At 68.3% G+C, this 19,604-nt stretch carries 16 protein-coding genes; 9 read left to right on the top strand and 7 right to left on the bottom strand.

Features of this window, described 5'->3' with window-relative positions; translation table 11 throughout:
* Positions 1–5: 5 nt before the first annotated feature.
* The 5 genes from ACYQ8K_RS11490 to nicT form a co-directional block, all read right to left on the bottom strand.
* Positions 6–1,805, bottom strand: a complete 1,800-nt coding sequence (locus ACYQ8K_RS11490; protein ID WP_459968959.1) for a nickel-dependent hydrogenase large subunit — start codon at positions 1,803–1,805, stop codon at positions 6–8.
* Positions 1,806–1,902: 97 nt separating this feature from the next.
* Positions 1,903–2,958 carry an NADH-quinone oxidoreductase subunit B family protein gene (locus ACYQ8K_RS11485; protein WP_459968956.1) on the bottom strand — a complete coding sequence of 352 codons (1,056 nt, stop codon included), beginning with the start codon at positions 2,956–2,958 and terminating at the stop codon, positions 1,903–1,905.
* A 258-nt stretch (positions 2,959–3,216) separates the two neighbouring features.
* The gene (gene hypB / locus ACYQ8K_RS11480) at positions 3,217–4,002 is read right to left on the bottom strand and encodes a hydrogenase nickel incorporation protein HypB (protein ID WP_459968954.1); all 786 of its coding nucleotides are present in this window, start codon (positions 4,000–4,002) and stop codon (positions 3,217–3,219) included.
* Between the two features lie 28 nt (positions 4,003–4,030).
* A complete protein-coding gene (locus tag ACYQ8K_RS11475) occupies positions 4,031–4,366 on the bottom strand; it encodes a hydrogenase maturation nickel metallochaperone HypA (RefSeq protein WP_076051755.1) in 336 nt (111 codons plus the stop codon).
* A 101-nt stretch (positions 4,367–4,467) separates the two neighbouring features.
* Entirely contained in the window at positions 4,468–5,580 is a 1,113-nt protein-coding gene (gene nicT, locus ACYQ8K_RS11470) for a Nickel transporter NicT (RefSeq protein WP_459968952.1), read from the bottom strand.
* Between the two features lie 158 nt (positions 5,581–5,738).
* Here nicT and ACYQ8K_RS11465 point away from each other — a divergent pair, with 158 nt between their 5' ends.
* Positions 5,739–6,230, top strand: a complete 492-nt coding sequence (locus tag ACYQ8K_RS11465; RefSeq protein WP_459968950.1) for a Fur family transcriptional regulator — start codon at positions 5,739–5,741, stop codon at positions 6,228–6,230.
* Between the two features lie 2 nt (positions 6,231–6,232).
* Here the strand turns inward: ACYQ8K_RS11465 and mtr are convergent, their stop codons facing one another.
* Both mtr and ACYQ8K_RS11455 read right to left on the bottom strand, forming a co-directional pair.
* Positions 6,233–7,612 carry a mycothione reductase gene (gene mtr / locus ACYQ8K_RS11460; RefSeq protein WP_459968948.1) on the bottom strand — a complete coding sequence of 460 codons (1,380 nt, stop codon included), beginning with the start codon at positions 7,610–7,612 and terminating at the stop codon, positions 6,233–6,235.
* Positions 7,613–7,616: 4 nt separating this feature from the next.
* Positions 7,617–8,630 carry an alpha/beta hydrolase gene (locus ACYQ8K_RS11455; RefSeq protein WP_459969113.1) on the bottom strand — a complete coding sequence of 338 codons (1,014 nt, stop codon included), beginning with the start codon at positions 8,628–8,630 and terminating at the stop codon, positions 7,617–7,619.
* Between the two features lie 146 nt (positions 8,631–8,776).
* Here ACYQ8K_RS11455 and mqo point away from each other — a divergent pair, with 146 nt between their 5' ends.
* The 8 genes from mqo to ACYQ8K_RS11415 all read left to right on the top strand — a co-directional run bounded on the left by mqo (position 8,777) and on the right by ACYQ8K_RS11415 (position 19,516).
* Complete coding sequence (mqo, locus tag ACYQ8K_RS11450) at positions 8,777–10,279, top strand: malate dehydrogenase (quinone) (protein WP_459968946.1); 1,503 nt, start codon at positions 8,777–8,779, stop codon at positions 10,277–10,279.
* Between the two features lie 49 nt (positions 10,280–10,328).
* Positions 10,329–10,799 (top strand): GNAT family N-acetyltransferase, encoded by a 471-nt coding sequence (locus ACYQ8K_RS11445; protein WP_459968944.1) that lies wholly within the window; start codon positions 10,329–10,331, stop codon positions 10,797–10,799.
* Positions 10,796–12,637 carry a magnesium chelatase subunit D family protein gene (locus tag ACYQ8K_RS11440; protein ID WP_459968942.1) on the top strand — a complete coding sequence of 614 codons (1,842 nt, stop codon included), beginning with the start codon at positions 10,796–10,798 and terminating at the stop codon, positions 12,635–12,637. Before ACYQ8K_RS11445 ends, ACYQ8K_RS11440 begins: the two co-directional genes overlap by 4 nt.
* Before the next feature lie 19 nt (positions 12,638–12,656).
* Entirely contained in the window at positions 12,657–13,271 is a 615-nt protein-coding gene (gene cobO / locus ACYQ8K_RS11435) for a cob(I)yrinic acid a,c-diamide adenosyltransferase (RefSeq protein ID WP_459968940.1), read from the top strand.
* Entirely contained in the window at positions 13,268–14,665 is a 1,398-nt protein-coding gene (locus tag ACYQ8K_RS11430) for a cobyrinate a,c-diamide synthase (RefSeq protein ID WP_459968938.1), read from the top strand. The genes cobO and ACYQ8K_RS11430 overlap by 4 nt, the downstream gene beginning before the upstream one ends.
* A 119-nt stretch (positions 14,666–14,784) precedes the next feature.
* Complete coding sequence (cobA, locus tag ACYQ8K_RS11425) at positions 14,785–15,990, top strand: uroporphyrinogen-III C-methyltransferase (RefSeq protein ID WP_459968936.1); 1,206 nt, start codon at positions 14,785–14,787, stop codon at positions 15,988–15,990.
* Positions 15,991–16,023: 33 nt separating this feature from the next.
* The gene (locus ACYQ8K_RS11420; protein WP_459968934.1) at positions 16,024–17,640 is read left to right on the top strand and encodes an MFS transporter; all 1,617 of its coding nucleotides are present in this window, start codon (positions 16,024–16,026) and stop codon (positions 17,638–17,640) included.
* Positions 17,641–17,767: 127 nt separating this feature from the next.
* Complete coding sequence (locus ACYQ8K_RS11415) at positions 17,768–19,516, top strand: proline--tRNA ligase (RefSeq protein ID WP_459968932.1); 1,749 nt, start codon at positions 17,768–17,770, stop codon at positions 19,514–19,516.
* Positions 19,517–19,604: the final 88 nt, after the last annotated feature.

The following is a 19,604-nucleotide window of genomic DNA, read 5'->3' as shown; positions in this document are numbered from 1 at the left end:
GATCGTCACTCCCCGGCGGGTGACTGGGTTGGCGTGTGCAGTCTGTCCAGGGATTTGCCCTTCCCCAGGTACATGTGCACGCCACACGGCAGGCACGGATCGAAGCTGCGCACCGTGCGCATGACGTCGATGCCCTTGAAGTTGTCGCGGCCGTTCTCCTCGAAGATCGGCTGGCCCTGCACCGCGTCCTCGTACGGGCCCGGTGTGCCGAAGCTGTCGCGCGGGTTGGCATTCCACGGTGTCGGCGGGTACGGGTGATAGTTCGCGATCTTGCCCTCCCTGATCACCATGTGGTGGCTGAGCACACCGCGCACCGCCTCGGTGAAGCCACATCCGATGGCCTCGTCGGGCACCTCGAACTTCTCCCACGTCTTGGTGCGCCCGGCGCGAATCTCCTCGAGCGCCTTCTCGGCGAAGTGCAGAGCGCACGCCGCCGCGTAGGCCTGGAAGTAGGTGCGCGCCCGGTCGCGTTCGAGCGTGTTGCTGCCGTACGTGGGGATCTTCCACTCCAACTCGACGGGTCCCTTCAGCGCCGTCTTGGGCAGGTTGATCTTCACGCTCGAACCGGTTGCCTTGACGTAGCCGATGTCGACCAGGCCGGCCAACGCCGTCGACCACAGCCGGGCCAGCGGGCCGCCGCCGGTGTCCAGCGCCAGGTGGTCCTTGCCGTCGAACCAGCGCGGCGACATCACCCAGCTGTACTTGCCGCCCTCCATGTCCCGCTTCTGCGGATGCGGGTTGGTGTGCTGGTTCCACGGGTGCCGCCGGTCGATCGCGTTCCCCAGCGGATCGGTCTTGACGAACATCTCCTGATCGGTCCAGTCGTCGTAATATGAACTGCCCAAAAGGATTCGGATGCCAAGGTTGATGTCCACCAGCGAGTGGGTGACCAATTTGCCGTCGACCACCACGCCCGGCGTGACGAACATCGCGTTGCCCCAGCGCTCCATGTCCTTGTATTCGAAGTTGCACACCTCGGGATCCTGGAACGAGCCCCAGCAGCCCAGCAGGGTGCGGCGCAGGCCGACCTTCTCGTAGCCGGGCAGCGCGGTGTAGAAGAAGTCGAAGAGGTCGTCGTGCATGGGAACGACCTTTTTCATGAATTCGACGTAGCGCATCAACCGGGTCATGTAGTCGGTCATCAGCTGGATGGTCGCCACGGTGCCCACCCCGCCGGGGTACAGCGTGGAGGGGTGTACATGGCGTCCCTCCATGAGGCAGAACATCTCTCGCGTCCACCGGCTGACCACGAGCGCCTCGCGGTAGAACTCACCGCTGAACGGGTTGAGCGAGCGCATGATGTCGGCGATCGTCTTGTACCCGTGGGCGTCCGCGTGCGGGGCGGGCGTCTTCTCGGCCAGCGAGAGCACACTCGGATTGGTTTCGGAGACCATCTTCTCGCAGAAGTCCACGCCGACCAGATTCTCCTGGAAGATGTTGTGGTCGAACATGTATTCCGCGGCCTCGCCGAGGTTGACGATCCACTCGCCCAGGTGCGGGGGCTTGACCCCATAGGCCATGTTCTGCGTGTAGCACGAACAGGTGGCGTGGTTGTCGCCGCAGATTCCGCAGATACGGCTGGTGATGAAGTGGGCGTCGCGAGGGTCCTTGCCCTTCATGAAGATCGAGTAGCCGCGGAAGATCGACGAGGTGCTGTGGCACTCGACGACCTCTTTGTTCTCGAAGTCGATCTTGGTGTAGATGCCCAGGCTGCCCACGATCCTGGTGATGGGATCCCAGGCCATGTCGACCAGTTGGCCGGGCTCCCGGTTCGCATGGGTGGGTTCAGGAATGATGGTTGTCATCGCGCTACTTCTTCCCGCTTTGGCTGCTGTCAGCGTTGGCTGACGCGGCGACGGCTCGGCTAGGAAATTGAGCGAGCGCGCCGACCCGGTAGGTGACCTACCTGGTGCGGCGCGCTCCTGTGGTGAGTTGGTCGCCGTTGTGGCGCCACCGCGGCTCTTTGTCGACGGTGCGTTCCGTGATACCCCTCAGACTGCGAATCACGGCCCCGTACAAGCCCGACGCGGTGCTCGAGATCTTGCCGCCCGGCGGCTCGTCCATGAACGGCATGAACTTGTCCGGGAAGCCCGGCATCGTGCAGCCGATGCAGATCCCGCCCACGTTGGGGCAACCCCCGACGCCGTTGATCCACCCGCGTTTGGGCACGTTGCATTTGACGACGGGACCCCAGCAGCCAAGCTTCACAATGCATTTCGGCGATCCGTACTCGGTGGCGAAGTCGCCCTGCTCGTAGTAGCCGGCCCGGTCGCAACCCTCGTGCACGGTCTTGCCGAATAGCCACTGCGGGCGCAGCGCGTCATCGAGCGGGATCATCGGCGCCTGGCCGGTCGCCATGTAGAGCAGGTAGGTCAGCGTCTCGGACAGGTTGTCCGGCTGGATGGGGCAGCCGGGCACGCACACGATCGGGATGCCCGCCTTGCTCGTCCAGTCCCAGCCGAGGTAGTCCGGCACGCCCATCGCCCCCGTCGGGTTGCCGGCCATCGCGTGGATTCCCCCGTAGGTGGCGCAGGTCCCGACCGCCACGATGGCGGTGGCCTTGGGCGCCAACCGGTCGAGCCACTCGCTCGTGGTCATCGGCTGCCCGGTGGCCGGGTCGTTGCCGAAGCCGCACCAGTAGCCCTCGTCCTTGATCTTCTCGTTCGGAATCGACCCCTCGACCACGAGCACGAAGGGTTCCAACTCGCCGCGGTCGGCTTTGAAGAACCACTCCAAAAAGTCGTCCGCCCCTCCGTTCGGACCGCATTCGAAGTCGATCAGGGGCCAGTGCACGGCAACCTGGGGTAGTCCGGGCAGCGCTCCCAGCGCGATCTCCTCGACGCTGGGCTGGGTGGCAGCAGTCAACGCCACCGAATCACCGTCACAACTGAGGCCCGCGTTAATCCATAGAACATGGATCAATGTTTGTTCTGCCTTGACTGCTGCTTCTGTTGGCATGCTGCAGCTTTCCGGAGCCGGGCTGGGGCTCCTGCGCCGCCGGAGTCGACCGTCGGCCCACTTGCGCAGCGCTAATTTTTGGGTCTACTCCCGCTATCGAGCGTTGTCAACGGTCCGACATCACTTGCAGGTACGCAAGGGTTGCATAGTAACGAAAAGCCATGGCGCGCTTAGGTGATTCGTCGAGTCCGGCTAACCATCGTGGCGGGGTCATCCTGCGAATGCCTCGCAAGAGCGTGGTCGCCGTTGGGGCATGATTCAGGCGTCGTCCGCGGCGAAGCGACGCAGCCAGCCGAACCACGCGGCCATCCCGTCGCCGGTGCGAGCGCTGACCGGCAAAATCGTTGCTGCCGCATTGACTTTGCGGACGTGGGCGATGTACGCGTCGACGTCCACGTCGAGGTGGGGAACCAGGTCGATCTTGTTGAGCAGCACCACGTCGACCGACCGGAACATCACCGGGTACTTCAGCGGCTTGTCCTCACCCTCGGTCACCGAATACACCATGGCTTTGGCGTGCTCGCCGACGTCGAACTCGGCCGGGCAGACCAGATTTCCGACGTTCTCGATGATCACCAGGTCCAGCGCGGTGAGGTCGAGCCCCGGCAGTGCGCGGTTGATCATGGGGGCGTCGAGGTGGCATTCGCCGCCAAATCCGTTGCTGGTGTTGAGCAGCGATACCTGGGCGCCGCGGCCGCTGAGCTTGGCCGCGTCCAGGTCGGTGGCGATATCGCCCTCGATCACCCCGATGCTGAGCTCGCCGGCGAGTTCGTCGAGCGTGGCCTGCAGGATGGTGGTCTTGCCCGATCCCGGTGAGCTCATCAGGTTGAGGGTGCGCACCCCGTTGGTCTCGAAGGCCGCCCGGTTGGCGTCGGCGAGCAGGTCGTTCTCGGCGAAGATCGCCTCCAGCACGTCGATGCGCTGGCTGCCGGTCCGATAGCGGCTGTGATCACCGTGGTCGTGGTCGTGGTCGTGGTCGTGGGGGAGGTGCTCGTGGGAGTGAGTGTGCACCGTTCCGTCGTCGTGCCGATGAAATCTACCCATGGTCGAATCGATTCATAGCCAACGCCTTTCACGAGACATCCAATGACGTCACCAAGAATTCGTTGCCGTGCAGCACCTCGACGTCGGAGCTGTCGCACCGGGGGCACCAGATCGACCACGGCGAGGTGATCTCGGACTGCCCGCCGCAGGCGCGGCACCGGACCTCGGCGCCGACGCATTCGAGTTCCAGCTCGGCGTCGGGCATGTCCTCGGCGTCGCGAACCAGCGTCCAGCAGAAGGACAGCGACTCGGGCACCACCTGGCGAAGCGCGCCCACCCGCACCCGCACCACGTCGACGTGCCGGCCGTCGGCGTGATCCTTGACCACACCGGCGATCGCCTCACACAACGACAGCTCATGCACGCCGATCACCGCCGATCCGCGGGCTGGGCGCAGGCCGAAAGCCCATGAGCACTGTTCTACACCCGAACGGCCGTTTTGCGGCCGGTCTCGTGCCGCTGGGCTCAGGAGGTCCACTTCTCTTCGATGCGCCCGTAGCGCCAGACGAGCACGGCCACCGCCCACGTGACGACGAACATGCCGACGACGACGTAGCCGATCGTGTTCAGATCCAGCCCGCCGATCCAGGCCCAGAACGGGCCCCGCCAACCGAACTGGTCGGCGAACAGGACGAGGAGTTCGATGCTGCCGATCAGCAGCGCGACCGCCACCGACAGGGCGGTGATGGTGAGATTGTAGTAGATCTTGCGCACCGGATTGGAAAAGGCCCAGCCGTAGGCGAAATTCATGAATGAGCCGTCGATGGTGTCCAGCAGGCACATGCCGGCGGTGAACAGCACCGGCAGGCACATGATGGCGTACCAGGGCAGCCCGGCGGCGGCGCTCGTACCCGCCAGCACCAACAGCGCGATCTCGGTGGCCGTATCGAAGCCGAGCCCGAACAGCAATCCGACGGGATAGCAGTGCCAGGACTTGGTGATCGACTTGGTGACGCGGCCGAGCAACCGGTTCATCAGTCCGCGGTTGTCCAGGTGCCGCTCCAGTTCGGCCGCGTCGGCGTCGGGATCGAATTCACCGCGGCGCAGCCGGGCGAACACGCGCAGGATGCCGACCAGGACCATCACGTTGAGAAGCGCGATCGCGTAGAGAAAGACGCCGGAGACGCTGGTGCCGATCAGTCCGGTGTAGTGATGCAGGGTCGAGGAGTCGTCGCTGACGGGTCCCACCACCGCCCTCACGCCGCAGGCCAGCAGCACCGCCAGCCCGAAGACCACCGTGGAGTGGCCCAGCGAGAAGAAGAAGCCGACGGCCAGCGGGCGCTGGCCGTCGTTCATCAGCTTGCGGGTGGTGTTGTCGATGGCGGCGATGTGGTCGGCATCAAAAGCGTGACGCATTCCCAGCGTGTAGGCGGTCAATCCGACGCCGACGCCAAACGCTTTGCCTCCCAAGCTGTATTGGGCCGGAGCGACGAAGACGACCATGGTGAACCAGCCGAGCAGGTGCAGTGCGACGATCACCGCCAGCATCGATCCCAGTCGCCACCACTCCGCCGGCGACAGGGCGCCGAGAAGCCTCGTCGTCCGTGACGGCCGCCAGTCGATCTCGGTGCTGGCCACTGGGGTCCTTCCGGCGCGTCCTTGCGGTATCGGCTGAGAACAACCGGCACGACTGTAAGTACCGCGGCTCGCCAGATGCAAGTGAGTCGCAGGAATTCAAGTGCCCCGATCGCCGCCGAAGACTGGCGATCCCGCCGCGGCGGCGCGACACTGAACCGGTGGCGCCCGAGCCGCCGGTATTGGATGCGTCGGTCAGCGAGAGGATCGGCGATTTTCTGCGCGCCAGGGGGCTGCGGCGGATGGCCTCGCGGATCCAGGTGCTGGCGGTGCTCGAGCCCGTCAACGGTCACCTCCCGGTCGCCGAGATCGACAGGCGGCTGCGGGAGTCCCTGCCGCCCGGCGCCCACGCGCCCGACGTGGCCACCGTCTACCGCACGGTGACGACACTGGTCGATCAGGGGGTGTTGCACGCGTTGACGCTCGACGGCGGCGTGACGACCTACGGCCTGGCCACCGCGCCCCACCACCACGCCGTATGCACGAAGTGCGCCACCATCATCGAGGTGCCCGCCCGCCAGCTGAGTTCGGCGCTCGAGCACGCGATGGCGGGCAGCTCGTTCGCGCTGTCCGAGGCGGCCGGGCTGACGCTGCACGGCCTGTGCCCGCAGTGCCAGGAGGACAAGTCCGCGGCGCGGCCGCGCCGGCGCTGAGGTCAGCGCAGGCCCAGTAGCGCGTTCTCCACCACCTCGGGCAGTGCCGGGTGGATCCAGTACTGGCCGCGAGCCATCCGGGGGGCGGTGAGCCCGAAACTCATCGCCTGGATCAGCGGCTGGATGATCGACGAGGCCTGAGGGCCCATGATGTGCGCGCCCAGCAGGCGCCCGGTGCCGCGCTCGGCGACGAGCTTGACGATCCCGGTGGTGTCCTCCGACGCCCAGCCGTAGGCGACGTCGCCGTAGTCCTGGATCTTCACCGAGACCTTGAAACCCTTTGCGATGGCCTCGTTTTCGGTCAGACCGACGGAGGCGACCTGCGGGTCGGTGAACACCGCCGAGGGCACGTAGCGATGGTCGGTGACGGCCATCGCCTCGGTGTCGTCCCAGTCGCAGAGCAAATTGTGCTGCACGACGCGGGCTTCGTGGTTAGCCACGTGCTTGAGCTCATACGGCGACGAGACGTCGCCGAGCGCGAAAATCCCACGCGCGGTGGTCCGTTGGTACTGATCCACGGCCACCAGGCCGTCCTCGACGGCGACGCCGGCCTGCTCGAGGTCGAGTTGATCGGCGTTGGACACCCGCCCGGTCGCCACCAGCAGCGCGTCGGCGTTGATGGTGCGACCGTCGTCGAGTCGCACCGCGACGCCCGAGCCCTCGTTTTCGGCGCCCACGACGTTGCGGTGGGTGTGCAGTTCCCATTTGGTCGACGCGATGCGGGTGAAGCGCTCGCTCACGACGTCGTCGAGATGGCGCAGCAGTGTGGAGCCCCGGACCACCAGGGTGACGCGCGAGCCCAGTGCGGAAAAGATGTGGGCGAATTCGGCCGCGACGAAACCACCTCCGACGATCACCAGATGCTCTGGCAGTTCGGGGATTCGCATGATCGTGTCGCTGGTGTGGTACCGGGCGCCGCACTCGAGGATCGCCGGGGGCACCACGGCCCGCGCCCCCGCGGCGATCACCACCTGGTCGGCCGTGAACTCGTCGCCGGCGTCGGTGCGCAACAGGTAGCGCCCGTCGGACTGGACCGGCCCGAACCGGGTGTGCTGCTTGTACACGTCGACATTGGGTGCGGAGCTGCGGTAGTCCTCACCACCGACCCCGATCGGATCGATGCGCCCGAAGACGCGCGAGACGATGTCGTCCCAGCGCACCCGGTCGATGCGCGCATCGATGCCGAAGCGCGCCGCGTCCCGGATCGTCTGGGCGACCTCGGCGGCGTAGACGAACATCTTGGTCGGGATGCACCCGACGTTCAGGCACGTGCCACCGAAGGTGCCCTGCTCGCAGATCGCCACCCGTTTTTCGTCGAAGCGGTCATCGAGAATGCTGTTGCCCGAACCGGTTCCGATGATCGCGACGTCGTAGGTCTCCAAGCCGTCACCCCTTTCGCAGCGATGCCGAGGCGTCTTTGTCGGTGCGCAGGTAGCCGTCCAGCCAGAGATCCAGTTCCCGATAGGCGACTTCGCGCGGCCCCGGCAGCGACAAGAACACGTCGTGCTTGGCGTCGACCACCGGGACCACGGCGGTGCGGTTGCCGACGCAACCGGCCCAGCGCGCGATCTGCGCGACGTCGAGAACTGCGTCGCCGCACCGCATGGATGCGGAATCGGTGCTTTCGTGCACGCTGTGATCCGATCGCAGAATCAAATTCGGCACGCCGACGTCGAGACCGCGATGCAGCCGCGCCTGGCCACGGCGGATGGCGTGCAGCCAGCCGAAGGTGATGGGGAAGCCACCGACGGGCTTCCACTGCAGGTTGTAGTCGAATTCGCCGCCGTAGTCGCGGTGCAGGGTGGTGCCGTAGCCGCCCTCACCGGGGGAACGCGCCACGCCCTTGGAACGCACGCGGGACAGGCCGGCGATCAGCGCCACGGTCACGGAATGCCGCAGGATGGGCGGGCCGGGCAGCTCCAGGAACGGGCTGTTGAGCACCAGCCCGCCAACGCGGGCGTGCGCGGCCGGATCTCGCCTCCGCAACCGGTCCAGCCACAGCGACACGATGAGCCCGCCCGCGGAATGCGCGTACAGCAGCACCTTGCCGCGCTCCGCGATGCCGGCCAGCGCCTGGTCGAGTTCGGCGTCGTAGTTGGTGAGGTCGGTGATGAAGTGCGGCGTCTGGCCGTCGCGCCGTGACCGGCCGCACTTGTGCAGGTCCAGCGCGTAGAAGGCGAAGCCGCGCGCCGCGAAACGGTCGGCCAGCTCGGTGTGGAAGAAGTAGTCGGTGTAGCCGTGCACCGCCAGCACCGCGAGCCCGGCCGGCGCCGCCTCGTGGGCGGTTTCGCGCGGTTCGGCGCCGCGCCGTATCAGCGTCGCGACGATGTCGCCCTCACCGGCCGGGTCGGACCCCAGCGCGATGGTGCGCTGCTGATAACCGGGGAGGACGTCGGGCACCCAGCCGGTCAGTTCGCCGGTCACCCTGCCAGTCACGAGGCCAGCTTAGAGCTTTTGCTGGCCATCGGGCGGCGCACGTCGTTCGCGGCCATTTTGCCTCGGGATAACCTGGGATCGGCCCAGTCGAGGGAAGGACCAGCAAGCCGGTGTCATCGCTAGCCAGAACCACGTCGAGCGACGTCGTGCTGGTGGGCGCGGGCATCATGAGCGCGACGCTGGGAGCGTTGCTGCGCCGGCTGCAGCCCGACTGGTCGATGACGTTCGTGGAGCGCCTGGACGCCGTCGCCGCCGAGAGCAGCGACCCGTGGAACAACGCGGGCACCGGCCATTCGGCGCTGTGCGAGCTGAATTACACCCCGCAGCGCGCCGACGGCTCGATCGACATCGGCAAAGCGGTGCGCATCAACGAGCAATTCCAGGTGACCCGCCAGTTCTGGGCCTACGCCGTGGAGAACGGGATCCTCACCGATCGCGGGTTCCTCACCGCGATCCCGCACGCGAGCTTTGTGCGCGGCGCCCACGGTGTCGACTACCTGCGGCGCCGGCAGCGGGCCCTGGCGCACAACCCGCTGTTCGCCGGCATCGAATTGATCGAGGACGCGGGGGAGTTCGCCCGCCGGTTGCCGTTCATGGCGGCCGGACGCGACTTCTCGGAACCGACCGCGCTGAACTGGGCCGCGCACGGCACCGACGTCGACTTCGGCGCCCTGACGCGACAGCTCGTCGGGTTCTGCGTGCGCGGCGGCGCGACTGCCCTGTTCGGCCACGAGGTGCGCAACCTGTCCCGCCGGTCCGACGGTGGCTGGACGCTGTCGGTTCGCAACCGGCGCACGGGCGAAAAGCGCCGTCTGAACGCCAAATTCGTGTTCGTCGGGGCCGGCGGTGATGCGCTGCCGCTGTTGCAGAGGTCCGGCATCGGCGAGGTCAGGGGGTTCGCCGGATTCCCGATCGGCGGCCGGTTCCTGCGCGCCGCCAACCCGGCGCTCACCGCCGCCCACCGGGCCAAGGTCTACGGCGCTCCGGCGCCGGGTGCGCCGCCGCTGGGCGCGCTGCATCTGGATCTGCGCTACGTCAATGGCAAGCCGTGGCTGGTGTTCGGTCCCTACGCCGGCTGGTCACCGAAGTTCTTGAAACACGGGCACGTCAGCGATCTGCCCCGCTCGGTGCGACCGGACAACCTGGCCTCGCTGCTCGGTGTCGGTGTCAGCCAGCGGACGCTGCTCCGGTACCTGCTGGGTCAGCTGCGGCTGTCCGAACCGGACCGGCTGCGCATGCTGCGCGAATTCGCGCCCACCGCAACGGGTTCGGACTGGGAGCTGACGGTGGCCGGTCAGCGTGTGCAGGTGATCCGGCGGGACAAGCGCAAGGGCGGGGTGCTCGACTTCGACACCACCGTGGTGGGCGCCGCCGATGGCAGCATCGCGGGGCTGCTCGGCGGCTCCCCGGGAGCCTCGACGGCGGTGCCGATCATGCTCGGCGTGCTGGAACGCTGTTTTGCCAACCGCTTTCCATCGTGGCTGCCCGCGCTCAAGGAGATGGTTCCGTCGCTGGGGGCGACGCTGTCGGACGAGCCGGCCCTGTACGACGAGGTTTTCTCCTGGGGAACGAAGGTGCTGGAGTTGGGCGATGAGGAGGGGCGGCGCCAGTGACACGCGCCGACGACGATGCAGAGCGCAGCGATGAGGAGGGGCGGCGCCAGTGACAGAAGCACTGCGACGTATATGGGCCAAAGACCTTGACGCCCAAACACTCTACGAGCTACTCAAGCTCAGGGTGGAGGTGTTCGTCGTCGAACAGGCGATCCCGTATCCGGAGCTGGACGGGCGCGACCTGCTCGCCGAGACCCGGCACTTCTGGCTGGAAACACCCGGTGGCGAGGTGATCTCCACGCTGCGGCTGATGGAGGAGCACGCCGGAGGCGAGAAGGTGTTCCGGATCGGGAGGCTGTGCACCAAACGCAACGCACGCGGCCAGGGGCACACCACCCGGCTGCTGCGCGCGGCGTTGGCCGAGGTGGGCGACTACCCGTGCCGGATCAACGCGCAGACCTACCTGGCGGACATGTACTCCCAGCACGGATTCGTGCGCGACGGCGACGATTTCCTGGATGACGGCGTTCCGCACGTGCCCATGCTGCGGCCCGGGTCGGGCTTGGCGGCCAAACCGTGAGGCCCTACCCGTTCAGCGCCATTGTCGGACACGACCAGCTGCGCCTGGCCCTGCTGCTGTGTGCCGTGCGCCCGGAGATCGGCGGCGCGCTCATCCGCGGCGAGAAGGGCACCGCCAAGTCGACGGCCGTGCGCGGGCTTGCGGCGTTGCTGTCCGAGGCCACCGGCAGCGACGCCGGCCTGGTCGAAATGCCGCTCGGGGCAACCGAAGACCGGGTGATCGGCTCGCTGGACCTGCAGCGGGTGCTGCGCGACGGCGAGCACGCGTTCTCGCCGGGCCTGCTGGCCCGCGCACACGGCGGCGTGCTCTACGTCGACGAGGTCAACCTGCTGCACGATCACCTGGTCGATGTGCTGCTCGACGCCGCGGCGATGGGCCGGGTGCACATCGAGCGCGACGGCATCTCGCACTCGCACGAGGCCCGGTTCGTATTGATCGGCACCATGAATCCCGAAGAGGGCGAACTGCGTCCGCAACTGCTGGACCGGTTCGGACTCACCGTCGACGTCCACGCATCGCGCGACGTGGATGTGCGGGTGCAGGTGATCCGGCAGCGGATGGCGTACGAGGCCGACCCGGACGGTTTCGCCGAGCGCTATGCCGAGGCCGACACGCAGCTGGCCCGCCGGATCGCCACCGCGCGCGCATTGGTCGACGATGTCGTGTTGCCCGACAACGAATTACGCCGAATCGCGGCGCTGTGCGCGGCGTTCGACGTCGACGGGATGCGCGCCGACCTGGTGGTGGCCCGCGCCGCGGTCGCGCACGCCGCCTGGCGCGGCGCGCACACCGTCGAGGAAGAAGACATCAGGGTGGCCGCCGAACTGGCGCTGCCGCACCGGCGCCGCCGCGATCCGTTCGACGACCCGGGCATCGACCGCGACCAGCTGGACGAGGCCCTGGCGCAGGCGGGTAACGACCCCGATCCCGACCCCGACCCGCCCGGCAGCGGGGCATCCCCCCAAACCGAACAGGATGCGCCGCAACAGAATTCGCCCGAGAGTGCCGCGCCGCAGCCGCCGAAGACCAGGCCCAGCGCGCCGCCGGCGAAAACCTTCCGCACCCGCGCGCTGCGGGTTCCGGGGGTCGGGGAGGGTGCGCCCGGGCGGCGGTCGCGGGCCCGCAACGCCAGCGGAACCGTCATCGCGGCCGCCGACGCGGACGACACGAGTTGCGCCGGGCACGGACTGCACCTGTTCGCCACCCTGCTGTCGGCCGCCGAGCGCGCCGGTGCCGGGCCGTTGCGGCCGCAGCCCGACGATGTGCGCCGCGCCGTGCGCGAAGGGCGCGAGGGCAATCTGGTGATTTTCGTGGTGGACGCGTCGGGTTCGATGGCCGCGCGCGACCGCATGTCCGCGGTCAGCGGCGCCGCGCTGTCGCTGCTGCGCGACGCCTATCAGCGGCGCGACAAGGTCGCCGTGATCACGTTCCGGCAACAGGAGGCGCGGCTGTTGTTGCCGCCGACGTCGTCGGCGCACATCGCCGGTCGTCGGCTGGCCCGGTTCGACACCGGCGGCAAGACCCCGCTGGCCGAGGGCCTGCTGGCCGCGCGTGAACTCATCGTGCGGGAGAAGGCGCGCGACCGGGCTCGGCGTTCACTGGTGGTGGTGCTGACCGACGGCCGGGCCACCGCCGGCCCGGATCCGTTGGGCCGCAGTCGAACCGCGGCGGCCCGGCTGGTCGCCGAGGGTGCCGCCGCGGTGGTCGTCGACTGCGAAACGTCCTTTGTGCGGCTGGGCCTGGCCGAGCAACTCGCCCGTCACCTCGGCGCCCCGGCGATCCGGCTCGAGCAGTTGCACGCGGATGCCCTGACGCGTGCGGTGCGCGACGCGGCCTGAGCGGAAAGGGTAAACGCTTATGCCACAAGGTGTTCCACTGCAGGTCCCCGATGACGGCCTGACCACGCGGGCGCGGCGTCACACCCCCGTCCTGGCCGTGCACACCGGCCCCGGCAAGGGGAAGTCCACGGCGGCATTCGGTATGGCGCTGCGGGCCTGGAATGCCGGACTGTCCGTCGCGGTGTTCCAGTTCGTCAAGAGCGCCAAGTGGAAGGTGGGCGAGGAGGCGGCCTTCGCCCAGTTGGGCCGGCTGCACGAGCAGCACCGGGTCGGCGCGCCCGTCGAATGGCACAAGATGGGCGCGGGCTGGTCCTGGACCCGCAAGGGGGGCAGCGACGTCGATCACGCGGCGGCCGCGGCCGCCGGCTGGGCGGAGATCGCGCACCGGCTCGCCGATCAGCGCCACGACTTCTACGTGCTGGACGAGTTCACCTATCCACTGAAGTGGGGTTGGGTAGACGTCGACGAGGTGGTGGGGACGTTGGCCGCCCGGCCCGGTCATCAGCACGTGGTCATCACCGGACGCGACGCGCCGCAGCGCCTGATCGATGCGGCCGACCTGGTAACCGAGATGGCCAAGGTCAAGCACCCGATGGACGCCGGGCGTAAGGGACAGAAGGGCATCGAGTGGTGAGTGTTCCCGCCGTCGTCGTCGCCGCTCCCGCGTCCGGCAGTGGAAAGACCACCGTGGCAACGGGTTTGATGGGTGCGCTGCGGCAGGCGGGCCACACCGTGGCGCCGTTCAAGGTCGGCCCGGACTTCATCGATCCCGGCTACCACGGCCTGGCCGCCGGCCGGCCCGGCCGCAACCTCGATCCGGTGTTGGTGGGGGAGAACCTGATCGGGCCGTTGTACGCCCACGGCGCAAGCGGCGCCGACATCGCCGTGGTCGAAGGGGTGATGGGCCTGTTCGACGGGCGGATCGGGGCCGCCGCCGCGACTCCGGCCGCCGGGTCGACGGCCCACGTCGCCGGCCTGCTGGGCGCGCCGGTCGTCCTGGTCGTCGATGCGCGCGGGCAGAGCCAGAGCATCGCTGCGCTGCTGCACGGCTTTTCGACGTTCGACGCCGCGACCCGCGTCGCCGGTGTGATCCTCAACCGGGTCGGATCCGCCCGGCACGAGCAGGTGCTGCGGCAGGCCTGCGAACAGGCCGGCGTCCCGGTGCTGGGCGCCATCCCCCGGGTGGCTGAATTAGAGCTGCCGACAAGGTATTTGGGACTGGTCACCGCCGTGGAGTACGGTCAGCGGGCGCGGCTGGCGGTGCAGGCGATGACCGAATTGGTTGCGCGCCACGTCGACATGTCGGCCATCGCCGCGGTCGCCGGCGGCCGGGCCGCGCAGCCGCCGTGGGATCCCGCGGCGGCGGTGGGGGAGAAACCCGGCCGCGGCGCCACCGTCGCGGTGGCGGCCGGCAAGGCATTCAGTTTCGGCTATGCCGAACACGCCGAGCTGCTGGCGGCCGCCGGCGCGGCCGTGGTCGAATTCGATCCGCTCGTGGACGCCCTGCCCGACGGCACCGACGCGCTGTTGCTGCCCGGCGGGTTTCCCGAACAGTTCACCGCGGAGCTCTCGGCCAACGCGGTGGTGCGCCGGCAGATCAATGAACTGGCCGCCGCCGGGGCGCCGATACACGCCGAGTGCGCCGGGCTGATCTATCTGGTCTCCGAGCTCGACGGCCATCCGATGTGCGGCGTGCTGGCGGGTCAGGCGCGGTTCACGCCGCAGCTGACCCTGGCGTACCGTGACGCCGTCGCCGTCGCGGACTCGTCGTTGTATGCCGCCGGCCAGCGCGCTGTGGGGCATGAATTCCACCGCACCACAGTCACATTCACCCAGGATTATCAGCCCGCCTGGATGTACCGGGCTAACGACGCCGACCGGCAGGGCGGCCCCGTGCGCGACGGCGTCGTGCACGCAGGTGTGCATGCGTCGTATCTGCACACCCATCCGGCCGCGACACCGGAGGCCGTGGCGCGCTTCGTCGCACACGCCGGCGCCCGGCTTCGCCGCGCTCGCGATCGCCACTAGGTCGATGGTGGCGACCCGCAGCGCCCGGCTTCGCCGCGCTCGCGATCGCCACTAGGTCGATGGTGGCGACCCGCAGCGCCCGGCTTCGCCGCGCTCGCGATCGCCACTAGGCTTGCCGGGTGACCGAGAGCGCCTACCTCGCTGGGCTGCGGCTGACCGGGAAAAAGGTCGTCGTGGTCGGCGGCGGCACCGTCGCCCAGCGCCGGCTGCCCTTGCTCATCGCCAGCGGCGCCGACGTCCACGTCATCTCCCGAAGCGCCACCCGGTCGGTCGAGGCGATGACGGGAATCACGCTGGCATTGCGCGAATACCGCGACGGCGACCTCGACGGAGCCTGGTACGCGATCGCGGCCACCGACGACGCGCACGTCAACGAGGCGGTGGTGGCCGAGGCCGAAAGCCGCCGCATCTTCTGCGTCCGCGCCGACATCGCCGTCGAAGGGACCGCAGTCACCCCAGCGTCTTTCGACTACTCGGGGCTGTCCGTGGGAGTCCTGGCCGGCGGCGACCACCGCCGCTCGGCGGCGATCCGCTCGGCCATCCGCGAGGCCCTGCAGACCGGGCTCATCACGCCCGACAGCCCGGTGGGCTCCGACGTCGTCAAGGGCGGCGTCGCGCTGGTCGGCGGCGGACCCGGCGACCCCGAATTGATCACGGTGCGCGGCCGGCGCCTGCTGGCCCAGGCCGACGTCGTGGTCGCCGACCGCCTCGCGCCGCCGGAACTCCTCGCCGAATTGCCCCCGCACGTCGAAGTCATCGACGCCGCCAAGATCCCGTACGGGCGGGCCATGGCCCAGGACGCCATCAACGACGTCATGATCGAACGCGCCCGCGCCGGCAGCTTCGTGGTGCGCCTCAAAGGCGGCGACCCCTTCGTGTTCGCCCGCGGATACGAAGAGGTGCTGGCGTGCGTCGAGGCCGGGATACCGGTGACGGTCGTTCCAGGTGTGACGAGTGCCATAGGAGTGCCCGCTTTGGCGGGTGTTCCGGTCACGCATCGGGCGATAAATCACGAGTTCGTGGTGGTCAGCGGCCATCTGCCACCCGGGCATCCCGAATCGTTAGTGAATTGGGATGCGCTGGCTGCAATGTCAGGCACGATTGTTTTGCTGATGGCGGTCGAACGCATCGAGCTTTTCGCCGAAGCATTGCTAAAAGGAGGCCGACCTGCGGATACTCCGGTGCTGGTGGTTCAGCATGGAACGACCGCCGCTCAACACACTTTGCGGGCCACCCTTGCCGACACGCCCGAAAAGATCCGCGCCGAGGGTATCCGACCTCCCGCGATCATCGTGATCGGCGCCGTGGCCGCCTTCGGGCTTTAAACGGTTCTTAAGATTACTGTAAGGTAACCCTTTATGACGGCTCTCAACGATGCAGAGCGCGCGGTGCAGAAACTGGCCTCGGCGCGCCCCGATCGTCCGGCCCCGGTGAGCACTGCGCTCCCGGCGGAGACCGCCTCCAAGCCCCCGGCGGAGACCGCCCTGAAGCGCATCAGCAAGTACTACCCGGCGTGGTTACCCTCCCGGCGCTTCATCGCGGCCGTGATCGCCATCGGCGGCATGCAGCTGCTCGCGACGATGGACAGCACCGTCGCGATCGTCGCGCTCCCCAAGATCCAAAACGAGCTCAGCCTGTCCGACGCCGGGCGCAGCTGGGTGATCACCGCCTACGTGCTGACGTTCGGCGGGCTGATGCTTTTGGGCGGTCGCCTCGGCGACACCATCGGGCGCAAGCGCACCTTCATCGTCGGTGTCGCGCTGTTCACCATCTCTTCCGTGCTGTGCGCCGTCGCCTGGGACGAGGCCACCATGGTGATCGCCCGGCTGTCGCAGGGCGTCGGCTCGGCCATCGCCTCGCCGACGGGTCTTGCCCTGGTGGCGACCACCTTCCCCAAGGGCCCCGCCCGTAACTTCGCGACCGCGGTGTTCGCCGCGATGACGGCTGTCGGTTCGGTGATGGGCCTGGTGGTCGGCGGAGCGCTCACCGAGGTGTCGTGGCGGCTGGCATTCCTGGTGAACGTGCCGATTGGCCTGGTGATGATGTACCTGGCCCGTACCGCGCTGCGGGAGACCAACCGCGAGCGGATGAAGCTCGACGCCACCGGGGCCATACTGGCCACCCTGGCGTGCACCGCGGCCGTGTTCGCGTTCTCGATGGGGCCGGAAAAGGGCTGGATTTCGATCACCACCATCGGCTCCGGCGTCGTCGCGCTGGGCGCCGCTCTGGCCTTTGTCATCGTGGAGCGCACCGCCGAGAACCCCGTCGTTCCGTTCGGTCTCTTCCGCGACCGCAACCGGCTGGTCACCTTCACCGCTATCTTTTTGGCCGGCGGGCTCATGTTCAGCCTGACCGTGTGCATCGGCCTGTACGTACAGGACATTCTCGGCTACAGCGCGCTGCGCGCGGGAGTCGGCTTCATCCCGTTCGTCATCGCGATGGGCATCGGCCTCGGGGTCTCCTCACAGCTGGTCTCCCGGTTCTCGCCGCGGGTGCTGACCATCGGCGGCGGGATCATGCTGTTCTGGGCGATGTTGTTCGGCTGGGCGTTCATGCACCGCGGGGCCGCGTATTTCCCCAACCTGGTGTTGCCCATCGTGGTCGGCGGAATCGGCATCGGCATGGCCGTCGTTCCCCTCACGCTGTCGGCCATCGCCGGCGTGGGCTTCGATCAGATCGGCCCGGTGTCGGCGGTCACGCTGATGCTGCAGAGCCTGGGTGGCCCGCTGGTGCTGGCCGTCGTCCAGGCGGTGATCACCTCGCGAACGCTGTATATGGGCGGCACCACCGGCCCGGTGAAGTTCATGAACGACGCGCAGTTGGCCGCGCTGGACAACGGCTACACCTACGGACTGCTCTGGCTGGCCGGCGTGGCCGTCGTCGTCGGCGGCGCGGCGCTGCTGATCGGCTACACCCCCGACCAGGTTGCGCACGCGCAAGAGGTCAAGGAAGCGATGGACGCCGGGGAGCTGTAGCTCACCGCGTGTCGGCGATGACCGGCGCCGCTTTGCCGTCGAATGTCACGCCAGAGTGGCGTTGGGACGCGACCGTTGCGCTGACGTGACGTTCGACGCAGCTACCCGCAAGCTAGGCTGGCCCGCTGTGATCACCCGGATGTCCCAGTTGTTTTTGCGCACCTTGCGCGACGATCCCGCCGACGCCGAAGTCGCCAGCCACAAGCTGCTGATCCGGGCCGGCTACATCCGGCCCGTGGCGCCGGGCCTGTACAGCTGGCTGCCGCTGGGACTGCGGGTACTGCGCCGCATCGAGCGCATCGTCCGCGACGAGATGAACGCCATTGGCGGGCAAGAGATCTTGTTCCCCGCGTTGCTCCCGCGCGCACCGTACGAGACGACGAACCGGTGGACCGAATACGGCGACTCGGTGTTCCGGCTGCGGGACCGCCGCGGCAACGACTACCTGCTGGGCCCCACCCACGAAGAACTGTTCACCCTGACCGTCAAGGGCGAATACAGCTCATACAAGGACTTTCCGGTCCTGCTCTATCAGATCCAGAACAAATACCGTGACGAGGCGCGGCCGCGGGCCGGCATCCTGCGCGTGCGGGAGTTCGTGATGAAGGACTCCTACTCGTTCGACATCGACGACGCCGGGCTCAAGGCCGCCTACCACGCGCATCGCGAGGCCTATCAGCGCATCTTCGCGCGGCTGCAGGTGCGCTACGTCATCGTCTCGGCGGTGTCGGGCGCCATGGGCGGCAGCGCCTCCGAGGAGTTCCTGGCCGAGAGCGCTGTCGGGGAGGACACCTTCGTGCGGTGCCTGGAATCCGGCTACGCGGCCAACGTCGAGGCCGTCGTCACCGCCCGCCCGGAGGCCCAACCCATCGACGGGCTGCCCGAGGCGGTGGTCCACGACACCGGCAACACCCCGACCATCGCCACCCTGGTGGACTGGGCCAACCAGGCGGACCTGGGCCGCACCGTCACCGCGGCCGACACGTTGAAGAACGTCCTGCTCAAGGTGCGCCAGCCCGGCGGGGAGTGGGAGCTGCTGGCCATCGGGTTGCCGGGGGACCGGGAGGTCGACGACAAACGGCTGGGCGCGGCGCTGGAGCCGGCCGAATACGCCCTGCTTGACGACGCGGACTTCGCTAAGTACCCGTTCCTGGTGAAGGGGTATATCGGACCGAAGGCGTTGCAGGGCAACGGTGTTCGCTACCTGGTGGACCCGCGGGTGGTGGACGGCACCAGCTGGATCACCGGGGCCGACGAGCCCGGCCGGCATGTGGTCGGGCTTGTCGCCGGCCGCGACTTCACCGCCGACGGCACCATCGAGGCCGCCGAGGTGCGCGACGGCGACCCCTCACCGGATGGCGCGGGCCCGCTGGTCTCGGCGCGCGGTATCGAGGTCGCGCACATCTTCCAGCTCGGCCGCAAATACACCGACGCCTTCACCGCCGACGTGCTCGGCGAGGACGGCAAGCCGGTGCGCCTGACCATGGGCTCCTACGGCCTCGGGGTGTCGCGGATGGTGGCCGTCATCGCCGAGCAGCACCACGACGAGCTGGGGCTGCGCTGGCCGTCGGCCGTCGCGCCGTTCGACGTCCATCTGGTGATCGCCAACAAAGACGCGGACGCTCGCACCGGAGCCACCGAGCTGGCCGGCGAGCTGGACCGGCTGGGCGTCGACGTGCTGCTCGACGACCGCCAGGCCTCACCTGGTGTGAAGTTCAAGGACGCCGAGCTGCTGGGCGTGCCCTGGATCGTCGTGGTGGGACGCGGCTGGGCGGACGGTGTGGTGGAGCTGCGCGACCGCTTCAGCGGCCAGACGCGAGAACTGGCGACCGGACCGTCGCTGGCCGCCGACATCGCGGCGGCCCTCAACGGCTGAAAACGGCTAGTTGTACTCGGCAGACACGTTGGTGACGGTTGTTGATTGTGGGGAGGACCTCCGGGCTTAGTGGAGATATCTGACGTCT

The sequence above is a fragment of the Mycobacterium sp. MUNTM1 genome, from assembly GCF_054660795.1.
Note: the sequence above shows the minus strand (reverse complement) of the source record. Positions and strands in the feature narration are given on the sequence as shown.

Excerpts from the sequence above, each read along its gene's own strand:
- ACYQ8K_RS11490 (WP_459968959.1), bottom strand. The coding sequence starts at position 1,805 with ATGACAACCATCATTCCTGAACCCACCCATGCGAACCGGGAGCCCGGC.
- ACYQ8K_RS11485 (WP_459968956.1), bottom strand. The coding sequence starts at position 2,958 with ATGCCAACAGAAGCAGCAGTCAAGGCAGAACAAACATTGATCCATGTT.
- hypB (WP_459968954.1), bottom strand. The coding sequence starts at position 4,002 with ATGGGTAGATTTCATCGGCACGACGACGGAACGGTGCACACTCACTCC.
- cobO (WP_459968940.1), top strand. The coding sequence starts at position 12,657 with ATGCCACAAGGTGTTCCACTGCAGGTCCCCGATGACGGCCTGACCACG.
- ACYQ8K_RS11420 (WP_459968934.1), top strand. The coding sequence starts at position 16,024 with ATGACGGCTCTCAACGATGCAGAGCGCGCGGTGCAGAAACTGGCCTCG.